Raw genomic sequence first — 22,927 nt, 5'->3', positions numbered from 1 at the left:
CATGAAAGTATGGCAAATGCCGCCGCCACCACTCACTTTGAGGAACAAAAATGATTTATCAAGGCAAGGCGTTAACTGCAAAGTACCTGGATGATGGTATTGCGGAACTGTGTTTCGACCTGGAAGGCGACTCAGTAAATAAATTTAATCGGCTGACTCTAGAGGAGTTAGGTGAAGCCACTACAGCTCTAGCTGCTGAGGCGAGTTTGAAAGGTGTACTAGTGACCAGCGGTAAATCGGTGTTTATCGTAGGCGCTGACATTACTGAGTTTACCGAGCTGTTTAAACTACCAGATGCTGATTTGCGTGAGTGGGCGAGCAAGGCCAACGATATATTTAATGCTTTTGAGGATCTGCCGGTCCCTACCGTTGCCGCTATTAATGGTGTGGCACTGGGCGGCGGATTTGAAATGTGTTTAGCCTGTGATTTTCGAGTCATGTCATCTGCCGCGATTGTGGGTTTGCCCGAGGTGAAGTTGGGAATAAACCCTGGTTTCGGTGGCACGGTAAGGTTGCCGCGAGTGATTGGTTGCGACAATGCAATGCTTTGGGTTGCAACGGGTAATCAGCAAAAACCAGATGCAGCTCTTAAAGATGGCGGTGTAGATGCGGTTGTTGCGCCGGACGTACTGCATGAAGCGTCGCTAGACTTGCTTAAAAATGCAATCGCCGGCGAGTTTGACTACCAAGCGCGTCGGACCGAGAAAACGTCGCCAGTAAAGCTAAATGATATCGAACGCATGATGTCTTTCACCACCGGTAAGGCAATGGTTGCACAGCAAGCTGGACGAAATATGCCGGCACCATTGACCGCTGCAAAGTCTATGGAGCGCAATGCGGGTCTAGGGCGTGCGGAGGCAATTGAGGTTGAGATTGATCATTTTATCAAGCTCGTTCGCACGCCGCAGTCCGCAGCATTAGTCGGTTTGTTTTTAAGTGAGCAGGCTGTTAGCAAGGCGGCTCGCGGTTTTGCAAAAACTGGCGGCGATATTAAGCAGGCCGCGGTTTTGGGTGCGGGCATCATGGGCGGTGGTATCGCCTATCAATCGGCGTACAAGGGCACGCCTATATTGATGAAGGATATTGCTGACGCTGGTCTAGAGCTCGGTATGAAGGAAGCTGGCAAGCTGCTTGCTAAACGTGTGTCGCGCGGTCGTATGACGGCGGATAAAATGTCCGCGGTATTAAACAGTATTCGCCCCTCCTTGAATTACGATGGCTTTGATAAAGCAGACGTTATTGTCGAAGCCGTAGTCGAGAACCCCAAAGTGAAGCGGGCAGTGCTGGCGGAAACTGAAAAGCACATTCGCAACGATGCGGTCTTGGCGTCAAACACTTCCACAATTTCCATTACTTATCTTGCGGAAGCACTTGAAAGGCCGGAGAATTTCTGTGGAATGCACTTCTTCAACCCAGTGCACGCTATGCCCTTGGTCGAGGTTATTCGCGGTGAGAAGACCAGCGATAGTACGGTAGCAAAGGTTGTAAAATACGCGCTGCAAATGGGCAAGACTCCCATCGTAGTAAACGACTGCCCTGGCTTCTATGTGAACCGCGTTTTATTCCCGTATTTTGCCGGTTTTGACATGTTAGTCCGCGACGGTGCGGATTTCCGTAAAGTCGATAAGGTCATGGAAGGTTTCGGCATGCCGATGGGGCCTGCTTATTTGATGGATGTAGTCGGTATCGACACGGGTTACCACGCCGCAGAAGTTATGGCCGAAGGTTTCCCTGATCGTATGCGTCACGATTTTACCGGCATTTCGCAAATGATGTTTGAGGCCAAGCGCTACGGTCAGAAAAACGGCATCGGTTTCTACCGCTACGAAGAGGATGCCAAAGGCAAGCCTAAAAAATGCGAAGATGACACTGCGCTCTCTATGGCAGAGTCTGCTAAGCAAGCTGCCGTGACATTGTCTGACGACGATATCATTGCACGCATGATGATCCCGATGTGCATTGAAACAGTACGCTGTATAGATGAAGGTATCTTACGTGATCCCGCTGATGCTGATATGGGCTTGGTGATGGGTATTGGTTTCCCCGTATTCCGTGGCGGCGCACTGCGTTTCATCGATCAGATGGGTGCTAAAGCCTTCTGTGAAATGGCAGATCGCTACGCGGATCTTGGGCCGCTATACCAACCAACTGAAAGCCTTCGCCAAATGGCGAACAATGGCACTACGTTTTTCAAATAATCGGGCGGAGATATAACCATGACTTTTAAAGCAAATGATGTAGTAATCGTCGATTGCGCCCGTACTCCAATGGGGCGTTCAAAAAACGGTGTGTATAGAAATGTGCGGGCAGAAAATATGTCTGCATCTTTAATCGATAGTCTTCTAGCGCGTAATCCCGGCATTGATCCCGCTTTATTCGAAGATGTGATTTGGGGCTGTGTTAACCAGACCAATGAGCAGGGTTGGAACATTGCGCGCATGATTTCTGTGATGACCAAACTTCCGCATGAAGTAGCTGGGCAAACGGTAAGCCGTTTGTGTGGCTCCTCTATGTCGGCATTGCACACTGCAGCACAGGCCATCATGAGCGGCTACGGCGACACGTTTATGGTGGGTGGTGTTGAACACATGGGCCATTTGGCGATGAATCATGGTGTCGACCCCAATCCACAGGCCAGCAAATATGTTGCCCGCGCCGCCGGTATGATGGGAATGACCGCCGAGGCATTGGCGATGATGCACGGAATTGGCCGTGAGCAGCAAGATGAGTTCGGTTTGCGCTCGCATATGTTAGCTGCTGACGCGAGGGCTAATGGCCGCTTCGAGCGAGAAATTATTGCCATCGAAGGGCACGGTGATGATGGCCGTAAGATTCTGGTTAAGAATGACACCACTATTCGTCCAGAAACCACACTCGAAAGTCTTGCCCAGCTGCGTCCAGCGTTTGATCCGCGCAACGGTACCGTTACTGCGGGCACGAGTTCACAAATTGCAGATGGCGCCTCCGCAATGATCATGATGTCGGGCCAGCGTGCGATGGACTTAGGCTTGACTCCTCGCGCAAAAGTCACCGGCATGGCCGTCGCTGGTGTCGATCCGTCGATTATGGGCTATGGACCAGTGCCATCTACCCAAAAAGCGCTCAAACGTCTCGGTATGAGCATGGACGATATCGAAACAGTCGAGTTAAATGAAGCTTTCGCAGCACAGGCACTGCCTGTACTCAAAGACCTTAAGCTTTTAGATAAGATGGAAGACAAGGTAAACCTCAATGGTGGCGCTATAGCACTTGGTCATCCATTTGGTTGCTCCGGTACGCGTATTGTTACGACTTTGATCAATGTGATGGAGCAACGCGACACCTCGGTTGGTCTTGCGACAATGTGCATTGGCATGGGGCAGGGCATTAGTACAATTATTGAGCGGGTGTAATACCCTGTTAAGGGCTGCTATTGCTCGAGATTTATACAATAGCGGCCTTTAACAATAATTGTTTGCTGGTCTGCTTGATCGCGCCCATGTGCTGTGGCACAATCTCGTTCCTCGCGGAGCCATGGTTCTGCGATATCATTTGTAAACCGTGATAATTCAATACCTTAAGACGGTTTTACAAGTATGCGGATGTGGTGAAATTGGTATACACGCCAGATTTAGGTTCTGGTGCCGCAAGGCGTGAGAGTTCGAGTCTCTCCATCCGCACCATTTCATAGAATTCTTTTAAATGGCCGCTTTAACGATATAGTGGCCATTTATGTTTAACAGCCCTGTTTTGAGGACCCCCCATGCAAGTCTCAGTTGAAACGACTTCTGGCCTAGAGCGTCGCCTGATAGTAGGCGTTCCTGCTGCGCGTATTGATAGTGCAGTTGATTCTCGCCTGCAAAATGCTGCGCGCACTGTAAAATTAGACGGCTTCCGTCCTGGTAAAGTCCCTATGCGTGTGGTGCGTCAGCGTTTTGGCGAATCGGTCCGCATGGAAGTACTTGGCGAAGTGATGAATGAAAGTTTTTACGAAGCGATTCAACAGCAGGGCTTAAAACCCGCAGGTCGTCCAAGCATTGAGCCGAAAAGCCTAGAAGCTGGCAAAGATGTTGAGTTTGTTGCGACTTTCGAGGTTTTTCCAGAAGTTGAAGCAAAAGATTACAGCGCAATTGAGGTTAAGAAGCCAGTAACCGAAATTACTGCCGCTGACATCGACAAAATGATTGAAAATCTCCGTCAGCAACGCGCCGAATGGCAACCCGTTGAGCGCGCTGCGGCTGAAGGCGATAAAGCAAATATTGATTACCTTGGCACCAAAGACGGTGTTCCTTTTGATGGCGGCAAGGCTGAAGGTAGTGATTTAGAGCTGGGTTCTGGTCGAATGATTCCTGGCTTCGAAACTGGCGTAATCGGTATGTCTGCCGGCGAAGAAAAAGTAGTTGCTCTGTCTTTCCCGGATGATTACCACAGTGAAGAGCTTAAAGGCGCTGCGGTTGAGTTCAAAATCACTCTAAATAGCGTTAGCGAGAAGCAGCTGCCAGAGCTTGATGCTGAATTATTTGAAGCCTTTGGTGTAAAAGAGGGTGGTGAAGAGGCTTTTCGCGCAGAAGTAGAAAAAAATATGGCGCGTGAGTTGAAAAACGCTACAAAGTCCCGCATTAAGAATCAAGTGATGGAAGGTGTACTTTCCATCCATGCTGATCTCCAAGTGCCGAAAGCATTGGTTTCTCAAGAAATCGAAGCGCTTCGCAACCAGCAGATGCAGCAATTCGGTGCCATGGCAGAGAAATTGAATGCGGCTGATATCCTGCCAGATGAACTTTTTCGTGAGAATGCGGAGCGTCGCGTTAAGCTGGGCTTGGTGTTGAACGAGCTGATCAGCATAGAAGGTATTAAGGCAGAAGAAGGCAAAGTACGCGCTGCGCTTGAAGAAATGGCCGCAAGCTTTGAAGATAAAGACGAAATTATTAATTGGTATATGAGTAACCCGCAGCAGCTTCAACAAATCGAAGGTATGGTTATTGAAGAAGAAGTGGTTGAAAAATTGCTTGAAAAATCGAAGGTTAGCGAAGAAACTTTAAGCTACGAAGAAATTATGTCGCCACCAGCGCAAGAGGCAGAAGAATCCTAATTTGAATAAGGATACTCTGGCTTTTTCCGCTCAAGCGACTGAACGAAAGTTCCGTCGCTTGATTTTTTTCTGCTGGCCGTAAATTTAAAACATTTATTACGTACGGAAGAGTATTCAATATGTCGCGCAATTCGATTGATGGTTTTAATAATAATACTGTAACCAATTTAGGTTTAGTGCCTATGGTTGTAGAGCAAACGGCCCGTGGTGAGCGTTCCTACGATATTTACTCCCGTTTGCTGAAAGAGCGCGTAATTTTTTGCGTTGGTCAAGTTGAAGACCATATGGCCAATCTCATTGTGGCCCAGCTACTTTTCCTTGAATCAGAAAACCCCGATAAAGACATTCACCTCTATATCAATTCGCCAGGGGGTTCGGTGACGGCGGGCTTGTCAATTTATGACACCATGAAATTCATTAAGCCTGATGTGAGTACCATGTGTATTGGTCAAGCTGCGAGTATGGGCGCGTTTTTGCTGAGTGGCGGCGCTAAAGGTAAGCGCTTTATTGTGCCAAATGCCCGCACTATGATTCACCAGCCCAGCGGTGGTGCTCAGGGGCAGGCTACGGATATCGATATTCAAGCGCGAGAAATCTTGATCATTCGTGAGAAGCTTAACCATTTAATGGCTGAGCACACTGGCCAGACATACGAAACTATCGCACGCGATACCGAGCGCGATAACTTTATGAATGCGCAGCAGTCTTGTGATTATGGTTTGGTCGATGAAGTGCTATCTACCCGCGCGTAATAGCTTTTAGGGCGATATTCGAATCGATATCGGAATAGTGCAAACTTGCAAAAGTGGGTAAAAGGCGTCATCTTTACTTCAAGGTGATTCGATCATCCCGCAAAATTCGAACAAGGTAGGTATGAATGAGTAGTAAAGACGGCACAGATGATAACGGCAAGCTGCTGTACTGTTCCTTCTGTGGTAAAAGCCAGCACGAAGTCCGCAAGCTAATTGCAGGGCCGTCTGTCTTCATCTGTGATGAGTGTGTCGATCTTTGCAATGACATCATTCGAGAGGAAGTTCAGGAAGCGGCAAGCGAGGCAGGGCGTGACAAGCTGCCAACGCCACAGGAAATTAATGGCACGCTGGATCAATATGTTATTGGCCAGTCGCGCGCCAAAAAAGTGTTGGCGGTCGCGGTTTATAACCATTACAAGCGGCTGCGTTACGGTGACAAGCACAAAGATGAAGTCGAACTAGGCAAAAGTAATATTTTGCTGGTAGGGCCAACGGGTAGCGGTAAGACATTGCTTGCGGAAACGCTGGCACGCCTACTCGATGTTCCGTTCACTATTGCCGATGCAACAACATTGACCGAAGCGGGTTACGTCGGTGAGGATGTTGAGAATATTATTCAGAAGTTGCTGCAAAAATGTGATTACGATGTAGAGAAAGCCCAAATGGGTATTGTCTATATCGATGAAATCGATAAAATTTCTCGTAAATCGGATAATCCGTCGATTACACGCGACGTATCAGGTGAAGGTGTACAGCAGGCACTGCTTAAATTAATTGAAGGCACGGTTGCTTCGGTTCCGCCACAGGGTGGGCGCAAGCACCCTCAGCAGGAATTTTTGCAGGTTGACACCTCGAACATCCTCTTTATCTGCGGAGGTGCCTTTGCGGGCTTGGATCGCGTTATTCGCGACCGGTCGGAGAAGGGCGGTATCGGTTTTAGTGCTGAGGTTAAAAGTAAGAATGAGGCGCGTAATGTTGGCGAAATCCTCGCTGATGTCGAACCTGATGATCTGGTGCGCTACGGCTTAATTCCTGAGTTTGTCGGCCGCTTACCGGTGATTGCGACTCTGGAAGAGCTGGATGTTGATGCTTTGGTTAGTATTTTAACCGAACCTAAAAATGCCTTAACCAAGCAATACGCGAAGCTGTTTGACATGGAGGGCGTTGAAGTAGACTTCCGAGAAGATGGTTTGCGCTCGGTGGCAGAGAAGGCCATGACTCGCAAAACCGGCGCCCGCGGCCTGCGTTCCATTTTAGAGTCGGTATTGCTGGATACTATGTATGATTTACCGTCTATGGATAACGTCAGCAAAGTCGTTATCGATGACTCGGTGATTAGGGGTGATTCTGCGCCGATATTGGTGTATCACAATACTGAGCAGCGCAAAGCGGCTCCTAAAGAGTAATCCCCGCGCTATCTAACGCCGCGAAATGTCAATTTTCGCGGCGTTTTCTTTTTTTTCCGTTTCTTTACAGTCAAGTCTTGTTTTTAACACGCCAAATCCCCATCTTAGAACTAAGCTGACTTTATAGTGGGCATATATCCACAATATGTGGATTGCACATCTGATCAACTAAGAGGAAATGTAATGGCTGACAAACACGACACATTGGAATTGCCACTGCTTCCTTTGCGCGACGTGGTGGTCTATCCCCACATGGTAATCCCGCTTTTTGTCGGTCGTGACAAATCGATTCGGGCCTTAGAGCTGGCTATGGCCAGCAACAAGGAGATTGTACTTGCGGCACAACGCAACCCAGACTTAGATGAGCCCGGTACCGATGATTTGTACGATATTGGTACTGTTGCGAACATTCTCCAGTTGTTAAAGCTCCCGGACGGCACTGTTAAGGTCTTGGTCGAGGGTAGCTATCGCGCGCAATTGAATGCAGTGACGGCTGAAGAAGACTATTTTAGTGCAGAAATCACCGAGATAGTTGGTGAGCAAATTGCCGCAGAAGAGTCCGAGGTAATGCTTCGTTCTGCGATTTCTCAGTTTGAGAAATACATTAATCTTAGTAAAAAAATTCCCGCTGAAGTTTTAACATCACTATCAGGTATAGATGAACCTGGCCGGCTGGGCGATACGATTGCCGCCCACATGACCATGGAGTTAGAGCAAAAGCAGGCTGTGCTTGAAATGGCCAATGAGCGCGAGCGCCTCGAGCATTTAATGGGCTTAATGGAAGCCGAAATCGATCTGTTTCAGGTAGAAAAACGTATTCGCGGTCGCGTTAAAAAGCAGATGGAAAAAAGTCAGCGCGAATACTACTTGAATGAACAAATGAAGGCGATTCAGCGAGAGCTCGGAGAGTCTGAAGAAGGTGTTAACGAGCTTGAAGAGCTCGAGAACCGCGTTCAAAAGGCGGGGATGAGCAAAGAGGCGCTTGAAAAGGCGAAAGCTGAATTAGCGAAGCTTAAGATGATGTCGCCGATGTCGGCAGAAGCTTCAGTGGTGCGTGGTTATATAGATTGGTTAGTTAATATTCCTTGGCAGAAGCGCTCACGGGTTAAGCACGATCTTAAGCGCGCTCAAGAAATATTAGATGAAGATCACTACGGACTCGAAGAGGTTAAAGACCGTATTCTTGAATATCTCGCGGTACAAAAGCGGGTGAAAAAGGTAAAGGGGCCGGTACTGTGTTTAGTTGGACCGCCGGGGGTTGGTAAGACGTCCCTCGGGGAGTCGATTGCCCGTGCAACTAATCGTAAATTTGTACGTATGGCCTTGGGGGGCGTTCGCGATGAAGCGGAGATTCGCGGTCATCGCAGAACGTATATTGGCTCAATGCCTGGCAAAGTCATCCAAAAAATGTCAAAAACAGCAGTGCGTAATCCACTGTTTTTGTTAGATGAAATAGACAAAATGGGTATGGATCATCGAGGCGATCCAGCGTCGGCCTTGCTGGAAGTGTTAGATCCAGAGCAGAATCACGCTTTCAACGACCACTATCTCGAGGTGGACTACGACTTGTCAGATATAATGTTTATCTGTACGTCAAACTCCTTGAATATTCCACCGGCGCTAATGGACCGTATGGAAGTAATCCGGATTCCCGGTTATACGGAAGATGAAAAGATTAATATTGCTAGGCGTTATCTCATTCCCAAGCAATTGAAAAACAACGGATTAAAAGTAAGCGAAGCTGAAATAGACGACGAAGCACTGCAAGATATCGTGCGCTATTATACCCGTGAAGCGGGTGTCCGCGGCTTAGAGCGTCAGGTCGCCAAAGTTTGCCGCAAAGTCGTTAAAAGTGTGGCCTTAAACGGCGATAGCGGCATTATTTCTGTCACTAGCGCTAATCTAGAAGATTATCTCGGTGTGCGTCGATACACCTTCGGCAAGGCTGAGGAAGAAAACAAAGTAGGGCAGGTTACCGGTTTGGCTTGGACTCAAGTTGGCGGTGAACTCCTAACTATTGAAGCGGTTTCGGTGGTTGGTAAGGGGCGGCACATTAAAACGGGTTCGCTCGGTGATGTCATGCAGGAGTCTATCCAGGCGGCAACGACGGTTGTTAGAAGCCGTTCTAAGCGCCTAGGTATCCCCGCTCGTTATCACGACCGACATGACATACATATCCATATGCCTGAGGGAGCTACGCCTAAAGACGGTCCTTCAGCGGGTATTGGTATGTGCACGGCGCTGGTTTCGGTGATTACCGGCATTCCAGTGCGCTCGGATGTGGCAATGACGGGTGAAATTACCCTTCGCGGTCAAGTTTTAGCGATCGGTGGTTTAAAAGAAAAGCTACTTGCGGCTCACCGTGGCGGCATAAAAACCGTTATAATACCGCTGGAAAACGAGCGGGATCTGAAAGAAATTCCGGAAAATATAAAGGCCGATTTAGAAATTCGACCAGTAAAATGGATTGATGAGGTTCTAGATATCGCGCTGGAAAGTCTTCCAGAGGAAATTTCTGAAGAAGCGTACCTTGCAGGTGTTGACGAAAGTCATAAAAACGTAGATGGGAACGGCGATATTCTTGGCGAGTCGCGTGCAAACGCACACTAGGCGCAGAGATATCTTGACCATATACGGCGCAGTTGGTATAAATCCCACTCTTTACGCATCTGGCCTTTTCGGCCGATGTGTATGTTTGTGACGGTCACCAGTCAGTTAATGTAAAAATATTTTTTATAACAATTTGAAGGGGAAGAATAAGTGAATAAATCTGAGCTAATCGACGCTATCGCAGAATCTGCAGATTTGTCTAAAGCAGCAGCAGGCCGCGCATTGGATGCAGCCGTGGAAGCTATTACTAATGCACTGAAATCAGATGATTCAGTTTCTTTGGTAGGTTTCGGCACGTTTAGTGTTAAAGACCGCGCAGCACGTACTGGTCGCAATCCACAAACTGGCGCACCAATTGAAATTTCAGCAGCAAAAATCCCAAGCTTCAAAGCGGGTAAAGCGCTGAAAGATGCCTGCAACTAGGGTATAGATTGCCATTCCGGTTAATTCCGGGGGCCGTAGAGGTACAACCTCTTACAGAAGGCGCATCGAGAGGTGCGCTTTTTTTTTGATTCAGAGTCAGGTTTAGCATAGATGCTGCAAAATATTCGCAATAATATCCAGGGTACAGCGGCCAAAGTCATCATCGCGATAATCATAGTGCCTTTTGCACTTTTCGGGATTGACAGCTTATTCAGTAGTTCAGCACCTTCTTCGGCTGCGGTCGTCAATGGTGAAGAGATTTCAGAGGCGGAGCTACAGCAAGCCATAACGCTGCAAAAGCGCCGTCTATTAAGTATGATGGGTGATCAAATTGATCCCGCTATGCTCGACGATTCAATACTTCGTAAACCTGCCTTAAATACACTAATAAAGCAGCAATTACTTCTGCAGGCTGCACAAGCAGAAGACATTGAAATTTCAAATGCTCAGCTCAACGCCACCATTGCAGCTATGCCGCAATTTGAGGAGGATGGCCGTTTCTCTCAAGAGCGCTACGAGCAAGTGTTGCGTATGCAAGGCTATAACAGCAGTTTCTTTAAGCAGCTTTTGAAATCTGATTTAACAATTCAACAATTATCAACGGCGGTTGCCGGCTCAGCTTTTATTAGTGATGCAGAGTTATCTAGGTCGGTTGGATTACTTTATGAATCACGTGATTTTCACTATATAAATGTTCCGTTAGCGAATTACAGCAAGGATATCAGTGTTAGTGACGCAGAGGTTGCTAGCTACTATGCCGATAACTCAGAGTCCTTTTTAAGCGAAGAGCAGGTGCGTTTTTCTTATATAGAGCTCACTGAACAACAGTTTTATGAACCCGTGTCGGAAGACCAAGTTCAAGCAGAATATCAGCGTATGGTCGATATTAGTAATGCTCAAGTAGAGCGTGAAGCAGCGCATATATTGCTGGATATAAACGATGACCGCAGTCGCGAAGATGCGTTAGCGACGTTGCAAAAAATACGTGCCGATATTGTCGCTGGCGCTGATTTTGGCGACGAGGCCAAAAAGTTCTCAGTAGACGCTGGTTCTGCAGGCAGTGAAGGCTTATTGGGATTCACTAGTGGTGAAAGTTTCCCCGCTGAGTTTGAGGAGGCATTAGCTAACTTAGCAGTAGGGGAGGTGTCCTCCGTAGTGGAGACAGAGGCAGGACTTCATCTAATTAAGCTCGTCAGTATCCGTAAACCAGAGGTGCAAAGTATCGAGGAAGCGCGTTTAAATATAACCGAGCAACTTCGCGCGCAAAAGGCTCAGCCTCGATTAGTCGGCGCTGTAGATACCTTAAAAGATTTGGTATTCAATGCAGAAAGCCTTGCGATGCCAGCCAAGGAAATGGGCTTAAGCGTCGAGCAAGGTGAGTGGCTCAGCAAAAACTCTGACGACGGGCTATTCAGCTTCCCCAGTGTAAAACAAGCAGCGTTTAATCCTGAACTTCGTAGCCAGGGGTTAAATAGCGATGTGATCGAGCTGTCGCCCGAACGTTACGTAGTTATTCATATAGAAGAATACAAAGCACCTGAGCCAAAAGCGCTTGAATCAGTGCGGAATGAAATTAAAAGCGTATTGTCTGAGAATAAGGCTGATGCTGCCGCTGAAATTAAGGCACGTGAGCTACAAGCTGCATTAATTGCAGGTGGCCGTGCTGAGACCGTTGCTAAGGAGCAGGGCTTAAGTTGGAACGCGGTATTGGATGGAAAGCGCAGCGATATAAATATCGATTCCGGAATCCGCAATCAGGCGTTTGCAATGCCCCGTCCAGATTCGAATGCTAGCGTTAGCACTCTGCGAAAAAATAACGGCGACCGTGTTGTTTTGCAACTGCTGGACGTTCGCTACGGAGACCTTTCTGCATTAAATGAAAGTGTCGCTCTAGAAGCTAAAAAGAACGCATATCGTAACAAATCATCTCAGGAATTTTCCGCTTACTTTAATAGTCTGTGGGAGAGCGCCGAGATTAAAATTAATTGATGTAATGTGCTTGCCACCTTTGGAAATGGAGCGTGGCAAGCAACTGGATATATAAAAATAATGAATTCCGCTGTAGAAAAAAGATCGTCCTTATCGGGGCACGTTGATGTTTGGTATTGCTTTACAGATGACGCGCGCCTCAATAGTAAATTAGCTCGGTATGAAGCTATGCTGTCCCCTGCGGAGCAGCAACAGTATCAATTGTTGATGCATGGCAGCAATGACAGAGATTATCTCGTTAGTCGTGCGCTATTGCGTACTGTGTTGTCGGAATACTGCAATCTGGCTCCTGAAGATATTAGCTTCTGTGTTAATGCTTACGGGAAGCCGGAGTTAAGCAATAGTGAGGAGCTGGGATTAATTCAATTTAATACCGCTCACACTAGTGGTCTAACTGTATGTGTGGTTACGAGAGAAACTGATATCGGGGTCGACGTTGAGAGCCCTGCGGAAAACCGCGGCATTCTCAATATGGCCGATGATTATTTCTCAGCATCTGAATTACAGTCATTGAACAGTCGTGCAGATGATCAACAGCTTGATTATTTCTATCGCTATTGGACTTTGAAAGAAGCGTATATCAAAGCGCGCGGAGAGGGTTTATCGATCCCGCTACACGATTTCTCAATCTTATTAGATGAACAGGGTGCCTTTAGCGAATTTGTCGGCCCAGAGGCTGATCGATGGGATTTTAGTCTTGTCTGTAAGAATTTGAACTACACAGCGGCCATCGCTTTGGGCCGAAAAATAAACAGTATTACGTATTTCCATAGCATTCCATTGGTAAAGCAATTGGAGCTAAGTGCTGAGGAAGCGTTTAACAATTTTCCAGTTAGCGATAGCGGTCAACGCAATCGTATGATTGGGTGAAAAATCGAGGATTAGTTTGTGTATAAAGTTTTAACGCTTAATCAAATTTCAACAAAAGGCTTAGAGCGCTTACCTCGCGAACGCTATGAGATTGCCAGTGAATTCACTACGCCAGACGCAATTCTTCTTCGCAGCCATAAATTACAAGCGGACGATATTGCTACGACTGTTAAGGCAATTGGTCGGGCGGGAGCGGGAACAAATAATATCCCGGTTGGTGCCTGCACGGAACGTGGTATTCCTGTATTCAATAGCCCGGGTGCCAATGCGAATGCAGTTAAAGAATTAGTCATTGCAGGTTTAGCGTTGGGCTCGCGCGGTATCATGCAGGGGGTATCTTATGTCAATTCACTTGGACATATGACTGATGCCAGCGAAATGGCCAAGTTGCTCGAAAAAGAAAAGAAGCGCTTCAAAGGGAATGAACTTGCAGGGCGCACACTTGGTGTTGTCGGCCTTGGCGCGATAGGTTCAATGATTGCTAACGCTGCACTGAGCTTGGATATGGACGTTGTCGGCTATGACCCTGCGCTTTCTGTAGACGCAGCGTGGCGCTTACCGAGCTCCGTAAAGAAGATGGAGAATATCACTAGTTTGTTCGCTAAAGCGGACTACATTACGCTTCACCTACCGGTGCTGGATTCCACACGCGGCATGGTGAACGCTGAATTGTTAGCTGCGTGTAAGCCAGGAGCTTGTCTTCTGAATTTTGCGCGTGAGGAGATTGTCAGCGTCGATGCTGTGATCGCCGCGCTTGATAAAGGTCTGCTCCGTCAGTTTATTACTGATTTCCCCGTTCCATCTTTAATTGGCCGCGAAGACGTCATATTGATGCCGCATATTGGCGCGAGCACCGACGAGGCAGAAGATAATTGCGCGGTGATGGCTGCAGAGCAAATTGCTGATTTTCTTCAGAATGGCAACATAAAGAACTCTGTTAATTTTCCTAATCTTCAGTTAGAGCGCAGCGGCCATTGCCGATTGGCGATCGCCAACCACAACGTCCCTAAAATTCTAGGTAGTATTTTAGGTATATTGGCCGATGCTAATATCAATATTGTGGATATGCTAAATAAGAGTCGCGACGAAATTGCCTATAACCTTATTGATCTGGGCGGCGATGTTGGTTCGGAACTCGTAGGCGAACTCGCTGCTCTGGAAGGTGTGATTAATGTGAGGGTAATTTATTAATTACTACTTATAGAAGTAGGGAGGGGGATTGATGGCGACATTATCGAGTATAGAAACCTTATTGCGTGGTCAACGCGGCGCGCCCCCTATTGATAAATGGCATCCGGAGTTGAGTGGTGATATTGATATCGTGATAAAAGCGGATGGTCGCTGGATTCATGAGGGTGGTGAGATAAAGCGCCATAAACTAGTCAAACTTTTTTCCTCAATATTGCGCCGCGAAAATGATGGCGAATATTATTTAGTAACGCCTGTTGAAAAATGGCGAGTGACGGTTGAAGACCTTCCCCTGTTAATCATCGATTTTGAGTGTAGTGATTTAAGCTCCGGCCAGCGTATTGTGCTGAAAACTAATGTGGATACTTGGTTCGAGCTTGGTGCGGAGCATCCTTTAGTGGTGGATATTGATCCTGTTACACAGGAGCCTAAACCCTCTGTGCATTTGTCCCACGGCCTACAAGCTAGAATTAATAGAGCCAGTTTTTATAAATTAGTAGAAATAGCTGAGTGTAAAAATGAGTATTTAGTGTTGGAGGCAGGTGGGGCTGAGTTTGAGCTTGGTCGCGTATAAAACTGGTTTAGCTCAATATTTGAACGGTTTAAAATAATAAAAGGGCAGCTTAAGCTGCCCTTTTTTTATTACATATTGGGATAGTTGGGACCACCCAAACCTTCCGGTGTGACCCACACAATATTCTGAGCGGGGTCTTTAATATCACAGGTTTTGCAGTGGACACAGTTTTGACCGTTGATCTGAAAGCGCGGTCCATTTTCATCTTCAATCACTTCATAAACGCCCGCCGGACAGTAGCGTTGGGCGGGCTCGGCATATTTCGGTAGATTGTCACGAATAGGTAGCGCTGGATCTTTCAGGGTCAGATGGCAGGGCTGATCTTCTTCGTGATTCGTGTTTGACAAGAATACAGAGGTTAAACGGTCAAAGGTGATTTTATTATCCGGCTTGGGATAAGTAATCTTCTTCGATTCCGCCGCAGGCTTCATTTCTGCATGGTCAGGGTGGGTGTCACTTAATGTCCACGGCAACTTACCACCAAAGATATTAAGATCAAGGAAGGCGTAAGCCGAGCCAAAAAAGTTGCCCAACTTGTGCTGTGCTGGACCAAAGTTACGTTGCTCGTAGAGCTCTTTGTATACTGATGAAGCTTCGAAGGCCGTGGTATATTCGCTTAATTCTGCGCCGGTGGCTTCGTTCTCGGTGATTGCCTTGTGAACAACTTCCGCGGCAATCATGCCTGATTTCATCGCCGTATGGCTGCCTTTAATTTTGGCAAAGTTCAGCGTGCCGGCATCACAGCCAATCAGTAAGCCGCCGGGGAAGGTCATTTTGGGTAGTGACTGCAAACCACCTTTGGCGATAGCGCGGGCGCCATAAGAAATACGTTCACCACCTTCTAAGTATTGCATGACCTTCGGGTGCTTTTTAAAGCGTTGAAATTCTTCGAAGGGCGATAAGTATGGATTGTCGTAGCAAAGATCAGTAATCAAACCAATCGACACTTGATTGTCTTCAATATGGTAAAGGAAGCTACCGCCAGCTGCGCCATTTTCAGCAAGAGGCCAGCCTGCGGCATGCATTACCTTGCCTTCTTCGTGCTTGGCTGGATCGATTTTCCAAAGTTCTTTAATACCAATACCGTAATGCTGGGGGTCTTTGCCGGCATTAAGATCGAATTTTTCCATCAGGCGCTTGCCAAGGTGGCCGCGGCAACCTTCTGCGAATAGTGTGTATTTGGCGTGAAGTTCCATCCCTGGCATATAGCTGTCTTTATGGCTGCCATCTTCAGCAATACCCATATCGCCAGTAACAACACCCTTTACACTGCCGTCTTCATGGAATAGTACATCTGCAGCTGCGAATCCAGGGTATATTTCCGCACCCATCCCCTCGGCTTGCTCTGCCATCCAGCGGCACAAATTACCAAGGCTAATAATGTAGTTGCCTTCATTGTGCATGGTTTTAGGGACGGCAAAACCAGGAACTTTGATCGCTTTCTCCGCACTGGTCATATAGTAAATGTCGTCACCGGTGACCGGCGTATTGAGCGGGGCGCCTTTTTCTTTCCAGTCTGGGAAGAGCTCATTCAGAGCAGTGGGTTCAAAAACCGCACCTGACAAGATATGGGCGCCGACTTCTGAGCCTTTTTCTACAACGCAAACGCTGATGTCCTTTCCGGTACTTTCGCTTAACTGACGAATTTTACACGCCGCAGCTAAACCGGCGGGACCAGCCCCAACGATTAGGACGTCAAACTCCATTGATTCGCGTTCCACAGACTCTCTCCTCTGTATGCATTACCAGCATTGCCCTTATTTTGGGGCATTAATCACTGATGGAAAGCGCGAATTATAAAACTTGAGCCCTTAAAACGCTACTTTAGCACTGCTTTAATTCCTTACTTATTTCTTATTGTTTACGTAGATACAGTAAAAAAAACCTTTTTTAAACAAAACCTTATTAAGCTTGCACCAAAATATGATTCGCTTTCGGATAGTTGTTATTCGTGTCGTGAATATGCTGCTTTTATTGACCTTAGGTCTTATAAGCGTCAATATAACGGCGCTTTGAAAAGGGGCTTTATCCGGATGGGACTGTTTAACCGTTCCACAGCGTAGGGATATAAAGCCATTCCTATTAATTTACGCGTGTACTGGGGAATCCATGAAGGTTCTGGTTGCTGTCAAACGAGTAGTTGACTACAACGTAAAAGTACGTCCGAAATCGGACGGTACTGGCGTTGATCTGAATAATGTAAAAATGGCTATTAATCCATTTTGCGAAATTGCCATTGAAGAGGCCGTACGTCTGAAAGAAAAAGGCGTGGTAACTGAAATAGTTGCTGTCTCAATTGGTGCTAAAGTATGCCAAGAGCAGATTCGTACTGCGTTGGCCTTGGGCGCTGATCGCGGTATTTTGGTAGAGACAGACGTTGAAGTTCAGCCTTTAGCGATCGCTAAATTGCTGAAAGCCGTTGTCGACAAAGAAGAGCCAAAAATGGTTATTCTTGGCAAACAGGCTATCGATGGCGATAACAATCAAACTGGACAAATGCTGGCTGCATTAACTGGCATGTCGCAGGGTACATTTGCGTCAGAGGTCGTTGTTGAAGGCGATAGCGTGACTGTTACCCGTGAAGTCGATAGCGGCTCACAGGTTGTTAAGTTGGCATTGCCTGCGGTTGTAACAACTGACCTGCGCTTGAATGAGCCACGTTACGCATCGCTGCCAAATATTATGAAGGCAAAGAAAAAGCCTTTAGACACTATGACACCAGAAGAGCTAGGTGTTGAAGTGGCTCCTCGAGTGACCACCTTGAAGGTTGAGCCGCCTGCAGAACGTCAAGCGGGTATTAAAGTCGCAGACGTTGCTGAACTTGTTGATAAGCTGAAAAACGAGGCGAAAGTAATCTGATGAGTATTTTAATTCTTGCAGAACACGATAACGCCTCTATTAAAGGCGCTACGTTAAATACAGTTGCTGCTGCAAAAGCAATTGGTGGTGACATTACTGTTCTTGTTGCTGGTGAGGCCTGTGGCGCTGCTGCGGAAGCAGCGGCTAAGATTGACGGCGTTAGCAAAGTGCTAGTTGCTGACAACGCTGCCTACGGTCACCAACTCGCAGAAAATGTGAGCCTTTTGGTAGCTGAGCTTGGCAAAGACTATGGCTACATTTTAGCGCCAGCAACGACTAACGGTAAAAACACCTTACCGCGTGCTGCTGCACTGCTAGATGTTGCGCAAATTTCTGAAATTATCTCGGTTGAAAGCGCAGATACGTTCAAGCGTCCAATCTACGCAGGTAACGTAATTGCAACCGTTCAGTCTTCTGATGCGATTAAGGTCATTACTGTTCGTACCACTGCATTCGACGCAGTTGCTGCAGAGGGTGGTAGTGCATCGGTAGAAACAGTTGCGAGCGCGCATGATGCTGGGAAGTCGAGCTACGTTCGTGAAGAAGTTGCTAAGAGCGATCGCCCAGAACTGACTGCAGCCGGCATTGTAGTATCTGGTGGTCGCGGCATGCAAAATGGCGACAACTTCGCTATGTTGTATTCTTTGGCTGACAAGCTTGGTGCAGCAGTGGGTGCTTCACGCGCAGCTGTTGATGCAGGCTTTGTACCAAACGATATGCAGGTCGGTCAGACTGGTAAAATCGTTGCTCCCGGCTTGTATATTGCCGTTGGTATTTCTGGCGCGATACAGCATTTGGCGGGTATGAAAGACTCGAAGGTCATTGTTGCTATTAACAAAGACGAAGATGCGCCGATCTTCCAGGTTGCAGATTACGGTCTAGTTGCAGATTTGTTTGACGCTGTTCCAGAGCTTGATTCAAGCCTGTAAACAATTGCAAACAAGCAGTGAAATAAGCCCGGTATAAAAGCCGGGCTTTTTTTTTGCCTGTTTAAAGCTGTTTTATGGAATAGTTTTCGATCTCAAAGGTCACAACTGTTCTTATAAAATAAATTCCTGTATTTATCCGTTTTGAGCTTAGTATTTGTTATAAGTTATTTAAACACTGCAAAAGCAAAAGGAGTTAGTCATGAAAAAACTAGTATGTGCCTTAGCCTTATTACTTCCGATGGGCGGGCTGAATGCACTTGAACTAGTCAAAGAGGAGTCGGTTTTAAATTTTGTAACGGTCAAAAACGACGCGGTAGCAGAGTTGATGAGTTTCTCATCACTGACCGGCAGTATTGATGACGCCACCGGTAAAGCAGAGTTAATTGTTGATTTGTCTAGCGTAGAGACTGGTATCGATATTCGAAACGATCGCATGCGCGAGCACTTGTTTCAGATTGATAAATTTCCAAGCGCGACATATAGCGCAACGGTCGAAATGGCGAACTTAAATGCCATGGCTGTCGGGGAGCAAAAAAATATTGAATTACGGGGTGAGCTTAAGCTTCATGGTAATACGGCGCCTGTCGTTTTCAAGGTGATTGTCACCAAGCGTAGCGATGAAAGCTTCCATGCGGCAACAAGCTCGCCGGCGTTTATTAGTGCCAATAGCTTCGAGCTAGCGCCCGGTATCGGTAAGCTTCGCAGTTTGGCTGGGTTGCAAAATATTGATTTGGTTGTGCCCGTGACTTTCTCGGTGGTATTTCAGTAAAAAATACGCGGCGAGAGATTAGTCTCGCCGCAATTTATCTGATATCCCGATGGGCGTAGGGTAGTTAAACACCACAATATACGAGGAAACGACAAAGCTAATAATCGCGGTGGCCTGAATTAAGTGTGATGCCTCCTGCCCAATCAACACCATTTCCGCTGCCACATAGGCAATTAACAATGAGAACTCACTAATCTGCCCCATGCGAAACCCCAGATCCCACGCTAGTTTTTTAGTCTCACTCATGCCGTGAATGAGGTAGCGGAAAATGATCGGTTTTAAGGTGAGGACGAGACCGGCAAGTATCACCGCAGGTAAAAGGATTTCGGAAAGTAGACTTAAGTCAAAGCGTGCACCAAGTGAAAAGAAAAATAATATTAAGAAAAAGTCCCTCAATGGTTTTAGGCTGATTGCGATGTATTGTGAAATTGGACTTGTTGCCAAACTGATACCAGCCAAAAAAGCGCCAATTTCTGCAGATAGTCCCAGCGCATGTGCGGCCTCGCTCATACCCAAGCACCAGCCAATTGCCAGTAGAAATATATACTCGTGGAACCGGTCAAAGCGCATAAGCATTGGTAACAACACATAGCGAACTGAACCGAAGGCAAATAAAATCATTGCGGGAAGGGCGGCAAGCGTGATCAGCAAATTTGTGAATGAAAATTCACCCTGACTCATACTGAATAAAACAAGTAACACAAAAATCGCGATTATATCTTGTAATAGTAGTAAGCCCACCATCAGTTCGCCCGTGTGACGATGATGAAGCGCCGTGGTTGGTAGAAGTTTTATACCGATGATGGTGCTAGAAAACATCATCGCTGCGCCGACAATAAGGCTTTCAGTCGTGCTAAAGCCAAAATTGTAGGCGAGTACAAAGCCAATGGCGGCAAATGCTAGGGAGCTTACAAGCGCGACCACCGTCGCTTTTTTCAGGGTGCTCAGCAAGGCTTTGGGTTGCATATCCAAGCCGAGCAGAAACAGCAGAAAAATAATGCCAAATTCAGCAATTTCGGCTAGTAGCTTTAAATCAGTGACCCAGCCAGTTCCGTAGGGACCGATGATGGCACCCAAGACAATGTAGGCGATTAATAGCGGTTGTCTTGTGTAAAGGGCGATTGACGCAAGTACCGCCGCACCGCTAAATATCATAAAAAAAGATGAGGTCAGGCTGGCGTCCACGCGTGATACCCTCAAAGTGTGGCGGGAAAAACATCATCACACAGGCTTGCGTTACGAAACAACACTGGAAACAAAAAATGCCGTCATTTAGACGGCATTTTGGCTTCACTTACAGTATGGGTATTTAGCGACGGCGAAACAGTGGCAGCTTTTGATCGATGCCCACTTGGTATGACTCAGAAAAATCCTGGAAGCTTGCCAGCGACTCTTCAAGGTCAGCGGTCTCCAACGCAAAGCTATTAAAGCCACAGCGATTAAGGAAATACAGTTGATCGCGAATGAAGTCGCCTATTGCCCGCAATTCGCCCGTAAAACCTAATTGCTCGCGCAATTCGCGGCCATAGGAAAAGCCACGGCCGTCAGCAAATTTCGGAAAATCCACTGCGATAAGGCCTAGCTCGTTTATATCATTGCCAAGCGCTTTTGGTGATTCATCGCTGGCAAGAAAGACGGCAACATCACCCATAGACTTGAGGGCTTCCTTGTTGCTCAGCCATAAGCTCAACGGGACAATATACCCAGCGGTTTCTGGAAGGGTCTCAGTGTCGCGCCATACTTGCCAACTATCGTCACAGATTTGTTGGTCTTTAATAATCTTAGGCATAGGCGCGCTCCTTGAAGGGGTCAATGCCAACGCGACGGAATGTATCTAAAAAGCGTTCTTCTGGCTGGCGTAGATTTACATATGTTTCCAATACTTTTTCAATAACATCCGGCACTTGATCTTGCGCAAAGGATGGGCCGAGAATTGAACCGATAGATGCATTTAAACCTTGGCTACCGCCAAGGGACACCTGATAAAACTCTTGGCCTTTCTTGTCTACGCCCAATATTCCAATATTTCCAATATGATGGTGGCCACACGCATTCATACATCCAGATATATTGAGTTCAATCTCGCCGAGGTCGTATACGTAATCGATATCATCGAAGCGGCGCTGAATGGCTTCCGCGATAGGAATCGATTTCGCATTGGCTAAAGAGCAGAAATCACCGCCTGGGCAGCAAATAATGTCATTTAGGGTGCCTACGGTGGGAGAGGCAACTTCTAGGGCTACAAGCTCCTTCCAGAGTGCAAAAAGATCGCGTTGTTTTACATCAGGCAATACTAGGTTTTGCTGGTGGGTGCTGCGTATTTCACCAAAGCCATAGCGTTCAGATAGATCTGCAACCGCTTCGAATTGTTCAGCGGTGATATCCCCAGGTGCGACGCCAACGGTCTTCAGCGCCAAGGTAACGATGCGATAGCCAGACACCTTGTGTTCATGGGTGTTGTGTTGCAACCAGCGTGCAAAGTCAGCACTTTCTAGCGCGAGGGCCTGCATGTCCTCTTGCGCTAGCGTTTGGTAGCTAGGCGGTACAAAAAAGGATTTGGCGCGACTGATTTCTTCATCAGTCAGGCTAAGGGCGCCACTCTTAATATGTGCCCACTCTTTTTCGACTTCCGCTTTAAATGCCTCAGCACCCATTGCGCGTACTAGTATTTTTATGCGAGCTTTAAATTTGTTGTCACGACGCCCCAGCTGGTTGTATACCCGCAATATCGCTTCAAGATAAGTGAGTAGGTGTTCTGGTTCAAGCTTGTCGTGAATAAGGCTGCCGATGACAGGGGTGCGACCCAGACCGCCGCCTACAAAGACTTTAAACGCGGTTTTGCCTTCGGCGTCATGAATAATCTGCAAGCCGATGTCGTGCATCATAATAGCTGCGCGATCTGATTCTGAGCCACACACCGCAATTTTAAATTTGCGTGGTAAGAACGCAAACTCGGGGTGAAAGGTTGACCACTGACGAATGATTTCACAATACGGGCGGGCATCTTCAATCTCATCTGCCGCGACGCCAGAAAATTGATCAGCAGTCGTATTGCGAATGCAATTACCGCTGGTTTGCACGGCATGCATTTCAACTTCGAGCAATTCAGCCAATATATCGGGTACTTCTTCCAGCTTTGGCCAGTTTAACTGCACGTTTTGACGCGTGCTGATATGCGCATAGCCTTTGTCGTATTTGCGGCTAATATGGGCAAGCTTACGCAATTGGTTTGCGTTTAAAGTGCCATAGGGCACAGCGATGCGCATCATGGGCGCAAGGCGCTGCACGTATAGGCCATTTTGCAAACGCAGTGGCAAAAATTGCTCGTCCGTTATTTTTCCATCGAGATAGCGCTGAGTCTGATCGCGAAACTGCGCGACGCGCTGACTGACAATCTGACGGTCAAAGTTGTCGTAAGTGTACATAGAAACCTTTGTCTAAAGAGTTTTGGCGGGTAGTAGCGCAGTAGCGCGCTATAACTGCGCTG

18 protein-coding genes and 1 tRNA gene are annotated in these 22,927 nt (G+C 47.2%); 15 read left to right on the top strand and 4 right to left on the bottom strand.

The window, feature by feature from the left end:
- Positions 1-50: 50 nt before the first annotated feature.
- The 12 genes from fadB (at position 51) to AAC007_RS02560 (ending at position 14,883) form a co-directional block, all read left to right on the top strand.
- Positions 51-2,198, top strand: coding sequence for a fatty acid oxidation complex subunit alpha FadB (gene fadB, locus AAC007_RS02615; protein WP_339674516.1), 2,148 nt, complete (start codon positions 51-53; stop codon positions 2,196-2,198).
- 18 nt (positions 2,199-2,216) lie between these two features.
- Positions 2,217-3,392: an acetyl-CoA C-acyltransferase FadA gene (fadA, locus tag AAC007_RS02610; protein ID WP_295877616.1), complete on the top strand. Its 1,176-nt coding sequence runs from the start codon at positions 2,217-2,219 to the stop codon at positions 3,390-3,392.
- A 185-nt stretch (positions 3,393-3,577) separates the two neighbouring features.
- Positions 3,578-3,662, top strand: a tRNA-Leu gene (locus AAC007_RS02605).
- 80 nt (positions 3,663-3,742) lie between these two features.
- Entirely contained in the window at positions 3,743-5,071 is a 1,329-nt protein-coding gene (gene tig / locus AAC007_RS02600) for a trigger factor (RefSeq protein ID WP_295877617.1), read from the top strand.
- Positions 5,072-5,190: 119 nt separating this feature from the next.
- The gene (gene clpP / locus AAC007_RS02595) at positions 5,191-5,823 is read left to right on the top strand and encodes an ATP-dependent Clp endopeptidase proteolytic subunit ClpP (protein WP_295877618.1); all 633 of its coding nucleotides are present in this window, start codon (positions 5,191-5,193) and stop codon (positions 5,821-5,823) included.
- 125 nt (positions 5,824-5,948) lie between these two features.
- Complete coding sequence (gene clpX, locus AAC007_RS02590; protein WP_295877619.1) at positions 5,949-7,229, top strand: ATP-dependent Clp protease ATP-binding subunit ClpX; 1,281 nt, start codon at positions 5,949-5,951, stop codon at positions 7,227-7,229.
- Between the two features lie 183 nt (positions 7,230-7,412).
- Positions 7,413-9,839: an endopeptidase La gene (gene lon, locus AAC007_RS02585; protein ID WP_339674515.1), complete on the top strand. Its 2,427-nt coding sequence runs from the start codon at positions 7,413-7,415 to the stop codon at positions 9,837-9,839.
- A gap of 150 nt (positions 9,840-9,989) precedes the next feature.
- Entirely contained in the window at positions 9,990-10,262 is a 273-nt protein-coding gene (locus tag AAC007_RS02580) for an HU family DNA-binding protein (RefSeq protein ID WP_103684697.1), read from the top strand.
- Between the two features lie 111 nt (positions 10,263-10,373).
- Positions 10,374-12,251 carry a SurA N-terminal domain-containing protein gene (locus AAC007_RS02575; protein WP_295877621.1) on the top strand — a complete coding sequence of 626 codons (1,878 nt, stop codon included), beginning with the start codon at positions 10,374-10,376 and terminating at the stop codon, positions 12,249-12,251.
- Between the two features lie 60 nt (positions 12,252-12,311).
- Positions 12,312-13,121 carry a 4'-phosphopantetheinyl transferase superfamily protein gene (locus AAC007_RS02570; RefSeq protein ID WP_339674514.1) on the top strand — a complete coding sequence of 270 codons (810 nt, stop codon included), beginning with the start codon at positions 12,312-12,314 and terminating at the stop codon, positions 13,119-13,121.
- Between the two features lie 18 nt (positions 13,122-13,139).
- Positions 13,140-14,312: a phosphoglycerate dehydrogenase gene (locus tag AAC007_RS02565; protein WP_339674513.1), complete on the top strand. Its 1,173-nt coding sequence runs from the start codon at positions 13,140-13,142 to the stop codon at positions 14,310-14,312.
- 31 nt (positions 14,313-14,343) lie between these two features.
- Positions 14,344-14,883, top strand: a complete 540-nt coding sequence (locus AAC007_RS02560) for a DUF1285 domain-containing protein (protein ID WP_339674512.1) — start codon at positions 14,344-14,346, stop codon at positions 14,881-14,883.
- A gap of 68 nt (positions 14,884-14,951) precedes the next feature.
- On the opposite strand, the gene AAC007_RS02555 is transcribed toward AAC007_RS02560, so the two are convergent.
- The gene (locus tag AAC007_RS02555) at positions 14,952-16,604 is read right to left on the bottom strand and encodes an electron transfer flavoprotein-ubiquinone oxidoreductase (protein ID WP_219041466.1); all 1,653 of its coding nucleotides are present in this window, start codon (positions 16,602-16,604) and stop codon (positions 14,952-14,954) included.
- Between the two features lie 388 nt (positions 16,605-16,992).
- Between AAC007_RS02555 and AAC007_RS02550 the strand changes: the two genes are divergently transcribed.
- The 3 genes from AAC007_RS02550 to AAC007_RS02540 all read left to right on the top strand — a co-directional run bounded on the left by AAC007_RS02550 (position 16,993) and on the right by AAC007_RS02540 (position 19,440).
- Entirely contained in the window at positions 16,993-17,742 is a 750-nt protein-coding gene (locus AAC007_RS02550; RefSeq protein ID WP_219041465.1) for an electron transfer flavoprotein subunit beta/FixA family protein, read from the top strand.
- Complete coding sequence (locus tag AAC007_RS02545) at positions 17,742-18,671, top strand: FAD-binding protein (protein ID WP_339674510.1); 930 nt, start codon at positions 17,742-17,744, stop codon at positions 18,669-18,671. Before AAC007_RS02550 ends, AAC007_RS02545 begins: the two co-directional genes overlap by 1 nt.
- A 199-nt stretch (positions 18,672-18,870) precedes the next feature.
- Complete coding sequence (locus AAC007_RS02540; RefSeq protein WP_339674509.1) at positions 18,871-19,440, top strand: YceI family protein; 570 nt, start codon at positions 18,871-18,873, stop codon at positions 19,438-19,440.
- Between the two features lie 18 nt (positions 19,441-19,458).
- Here AAC007_RS02540 and AAC007_RS02535 read toward each other — a convergent pair whose 3' ends face one another.
- From AAC007_RS02535 to AAC007_RS02525, 3 genes are all read right to left on the bottom strand, one after another.
- Positions 19,459-20,625, bottom strand: a complete 1,167-nt coding sequence (locus AAC007_RS02535; RefSeq protein WP_295877627.1) for a cation:proton antiporter — start codon at positions 20,623-20,625, stop codon at positions 19,459-19,461.
- Between the two features lie 124 nt (positions 20,626-20,749).
- Positions 20,750-21,229, bottom strand: coding sequence for a DUF934 domain-containing protein (locus tag AAC007_RS02530; protein ID WP_339674508.1), 480 nt, complete (start codon positions 21,227-21,229; stop codon positions 20,750-20,752).
- The gene (locus AAC007_RS02525; protein WP_339674507.1) at positions 21,222-22,865 is read right to left on the bottom strand and encodes a nitrite/sulfite reductase; all 1,644 of its coding nucleotides are present in this window, start codon (positions 22,863-22,865) and stop codon (positions 21,222-21,224) included. The genes AAC007_RS02530 and AAC007_RS02525 overlap by 8 nt, the downstream gene beginning before the upstream one ends.
- Positions 22,866-22,927: the final 62 nt, after the last annotated feature.

This window comes from uncultured Zhongshania sp. (genome assembly GCF_963975605.1).
GTDB classification, from domain to species: Bacteria; Pseudomonadota; Gammaproteobacteria; order Pseudomonadales; family Spongiibacteraceae; genus Spongiibacter; species Spongiibacter aquimaris.
Note: the sequence above shows the minus strand (reverse complement) of the source record. Positions and strands in the feature narration are given on the sequence as shown.

Coding starts and splice junctions, on each gene's coding strand:
- clpX (WP_295877619.1), top strand. CDS start 5,949: ATGAGTAGTAAAGACGGCACAGATGATAACGGCAAGCTGCTGTACTGT.
- tig (WP_295877617.1), top strand. CDS start 3,743: ATGCAAGTCTCAGTTGAAACGACTTCTGGCCTAGAGCGTCGCCTGATA.
- clpP (WP_295877618.1), top strand. CDS start 5,191: ATGTCGCGCAATTCGATTGATGGTTTTAATAATAATACTGTAACCAAT.
- AAC007_RS02570 (WP_339674514.1), top strand. CDS start 12,312: ATGAATTCCGCTGTAGAAAAAAGATCGTCCTTATCGGGGCACGTTGAT.
- AAC007_RS02530 (WP_339674508.1), bottom strand. CDS start 21,229: ATGCCTAAGATTATTAAAGACCAACAAATCTGTGACGATAGTTGGCAA.
- AAC007_RS02560 (WP_339674512.1), top strand. CDS start 14,344: ATGGCGACATTATCGAGTATAGAAACCTTATTGCGTGGTCAACGCGGC.
- fadA (WP_295877616.1), top strand. CDS start 2,217: ATGACTTTTAAAGCAAATGATGTAGTAATCGTCGATTGCGCCCGTACT.
- AAC007_RS02545 (WP_339674510.1), top strand. CDS start 17,742: ATGAGTATTTTAATTCTTGCAGAACACGATAACGCCTCTATTAAAGGC.
- AAC007_RS02550 (WP_219041465.1), top strand. CDS start 16,993: ATGAAGGTTCTGGTTGCTGTCAAACGAGTAGTTGACTACAACGTAAAA.
- fadB (WP_339674516.1), top strand. CDS start 51: ATGATTTATCAAGGCAAGGCGTTAACTGCAAAGTACCTGGATGATGGT.
- AAC007_RS02575 (WP_295877621.1), top strand. CDS start 10,374: ATGCTGCAAAATATTCGCAATAATATCCAGGGTACAGCGGCCAAAGTC.
- lon (WP_339674515.1), top strand. CDS start 7,413: ATGGCTGACAAACACGACACATTGGAATTGCCACTGCTTCCTTTGCGC.
- AAC007_RS02540 (WP_339674509.1), top strand. CDS start 18,871: ATGAAAAAACTAGTATGTGCCTTAGCCTTATTACTTCCGATGGGCGGG.
- AAC007_RS02525 (WP_339674507.1), bottom strand. CDS start 22,865: ATGTACACTTACGACAACTTTGACCGTCAGATTGTCAGTCAGCGCGTC.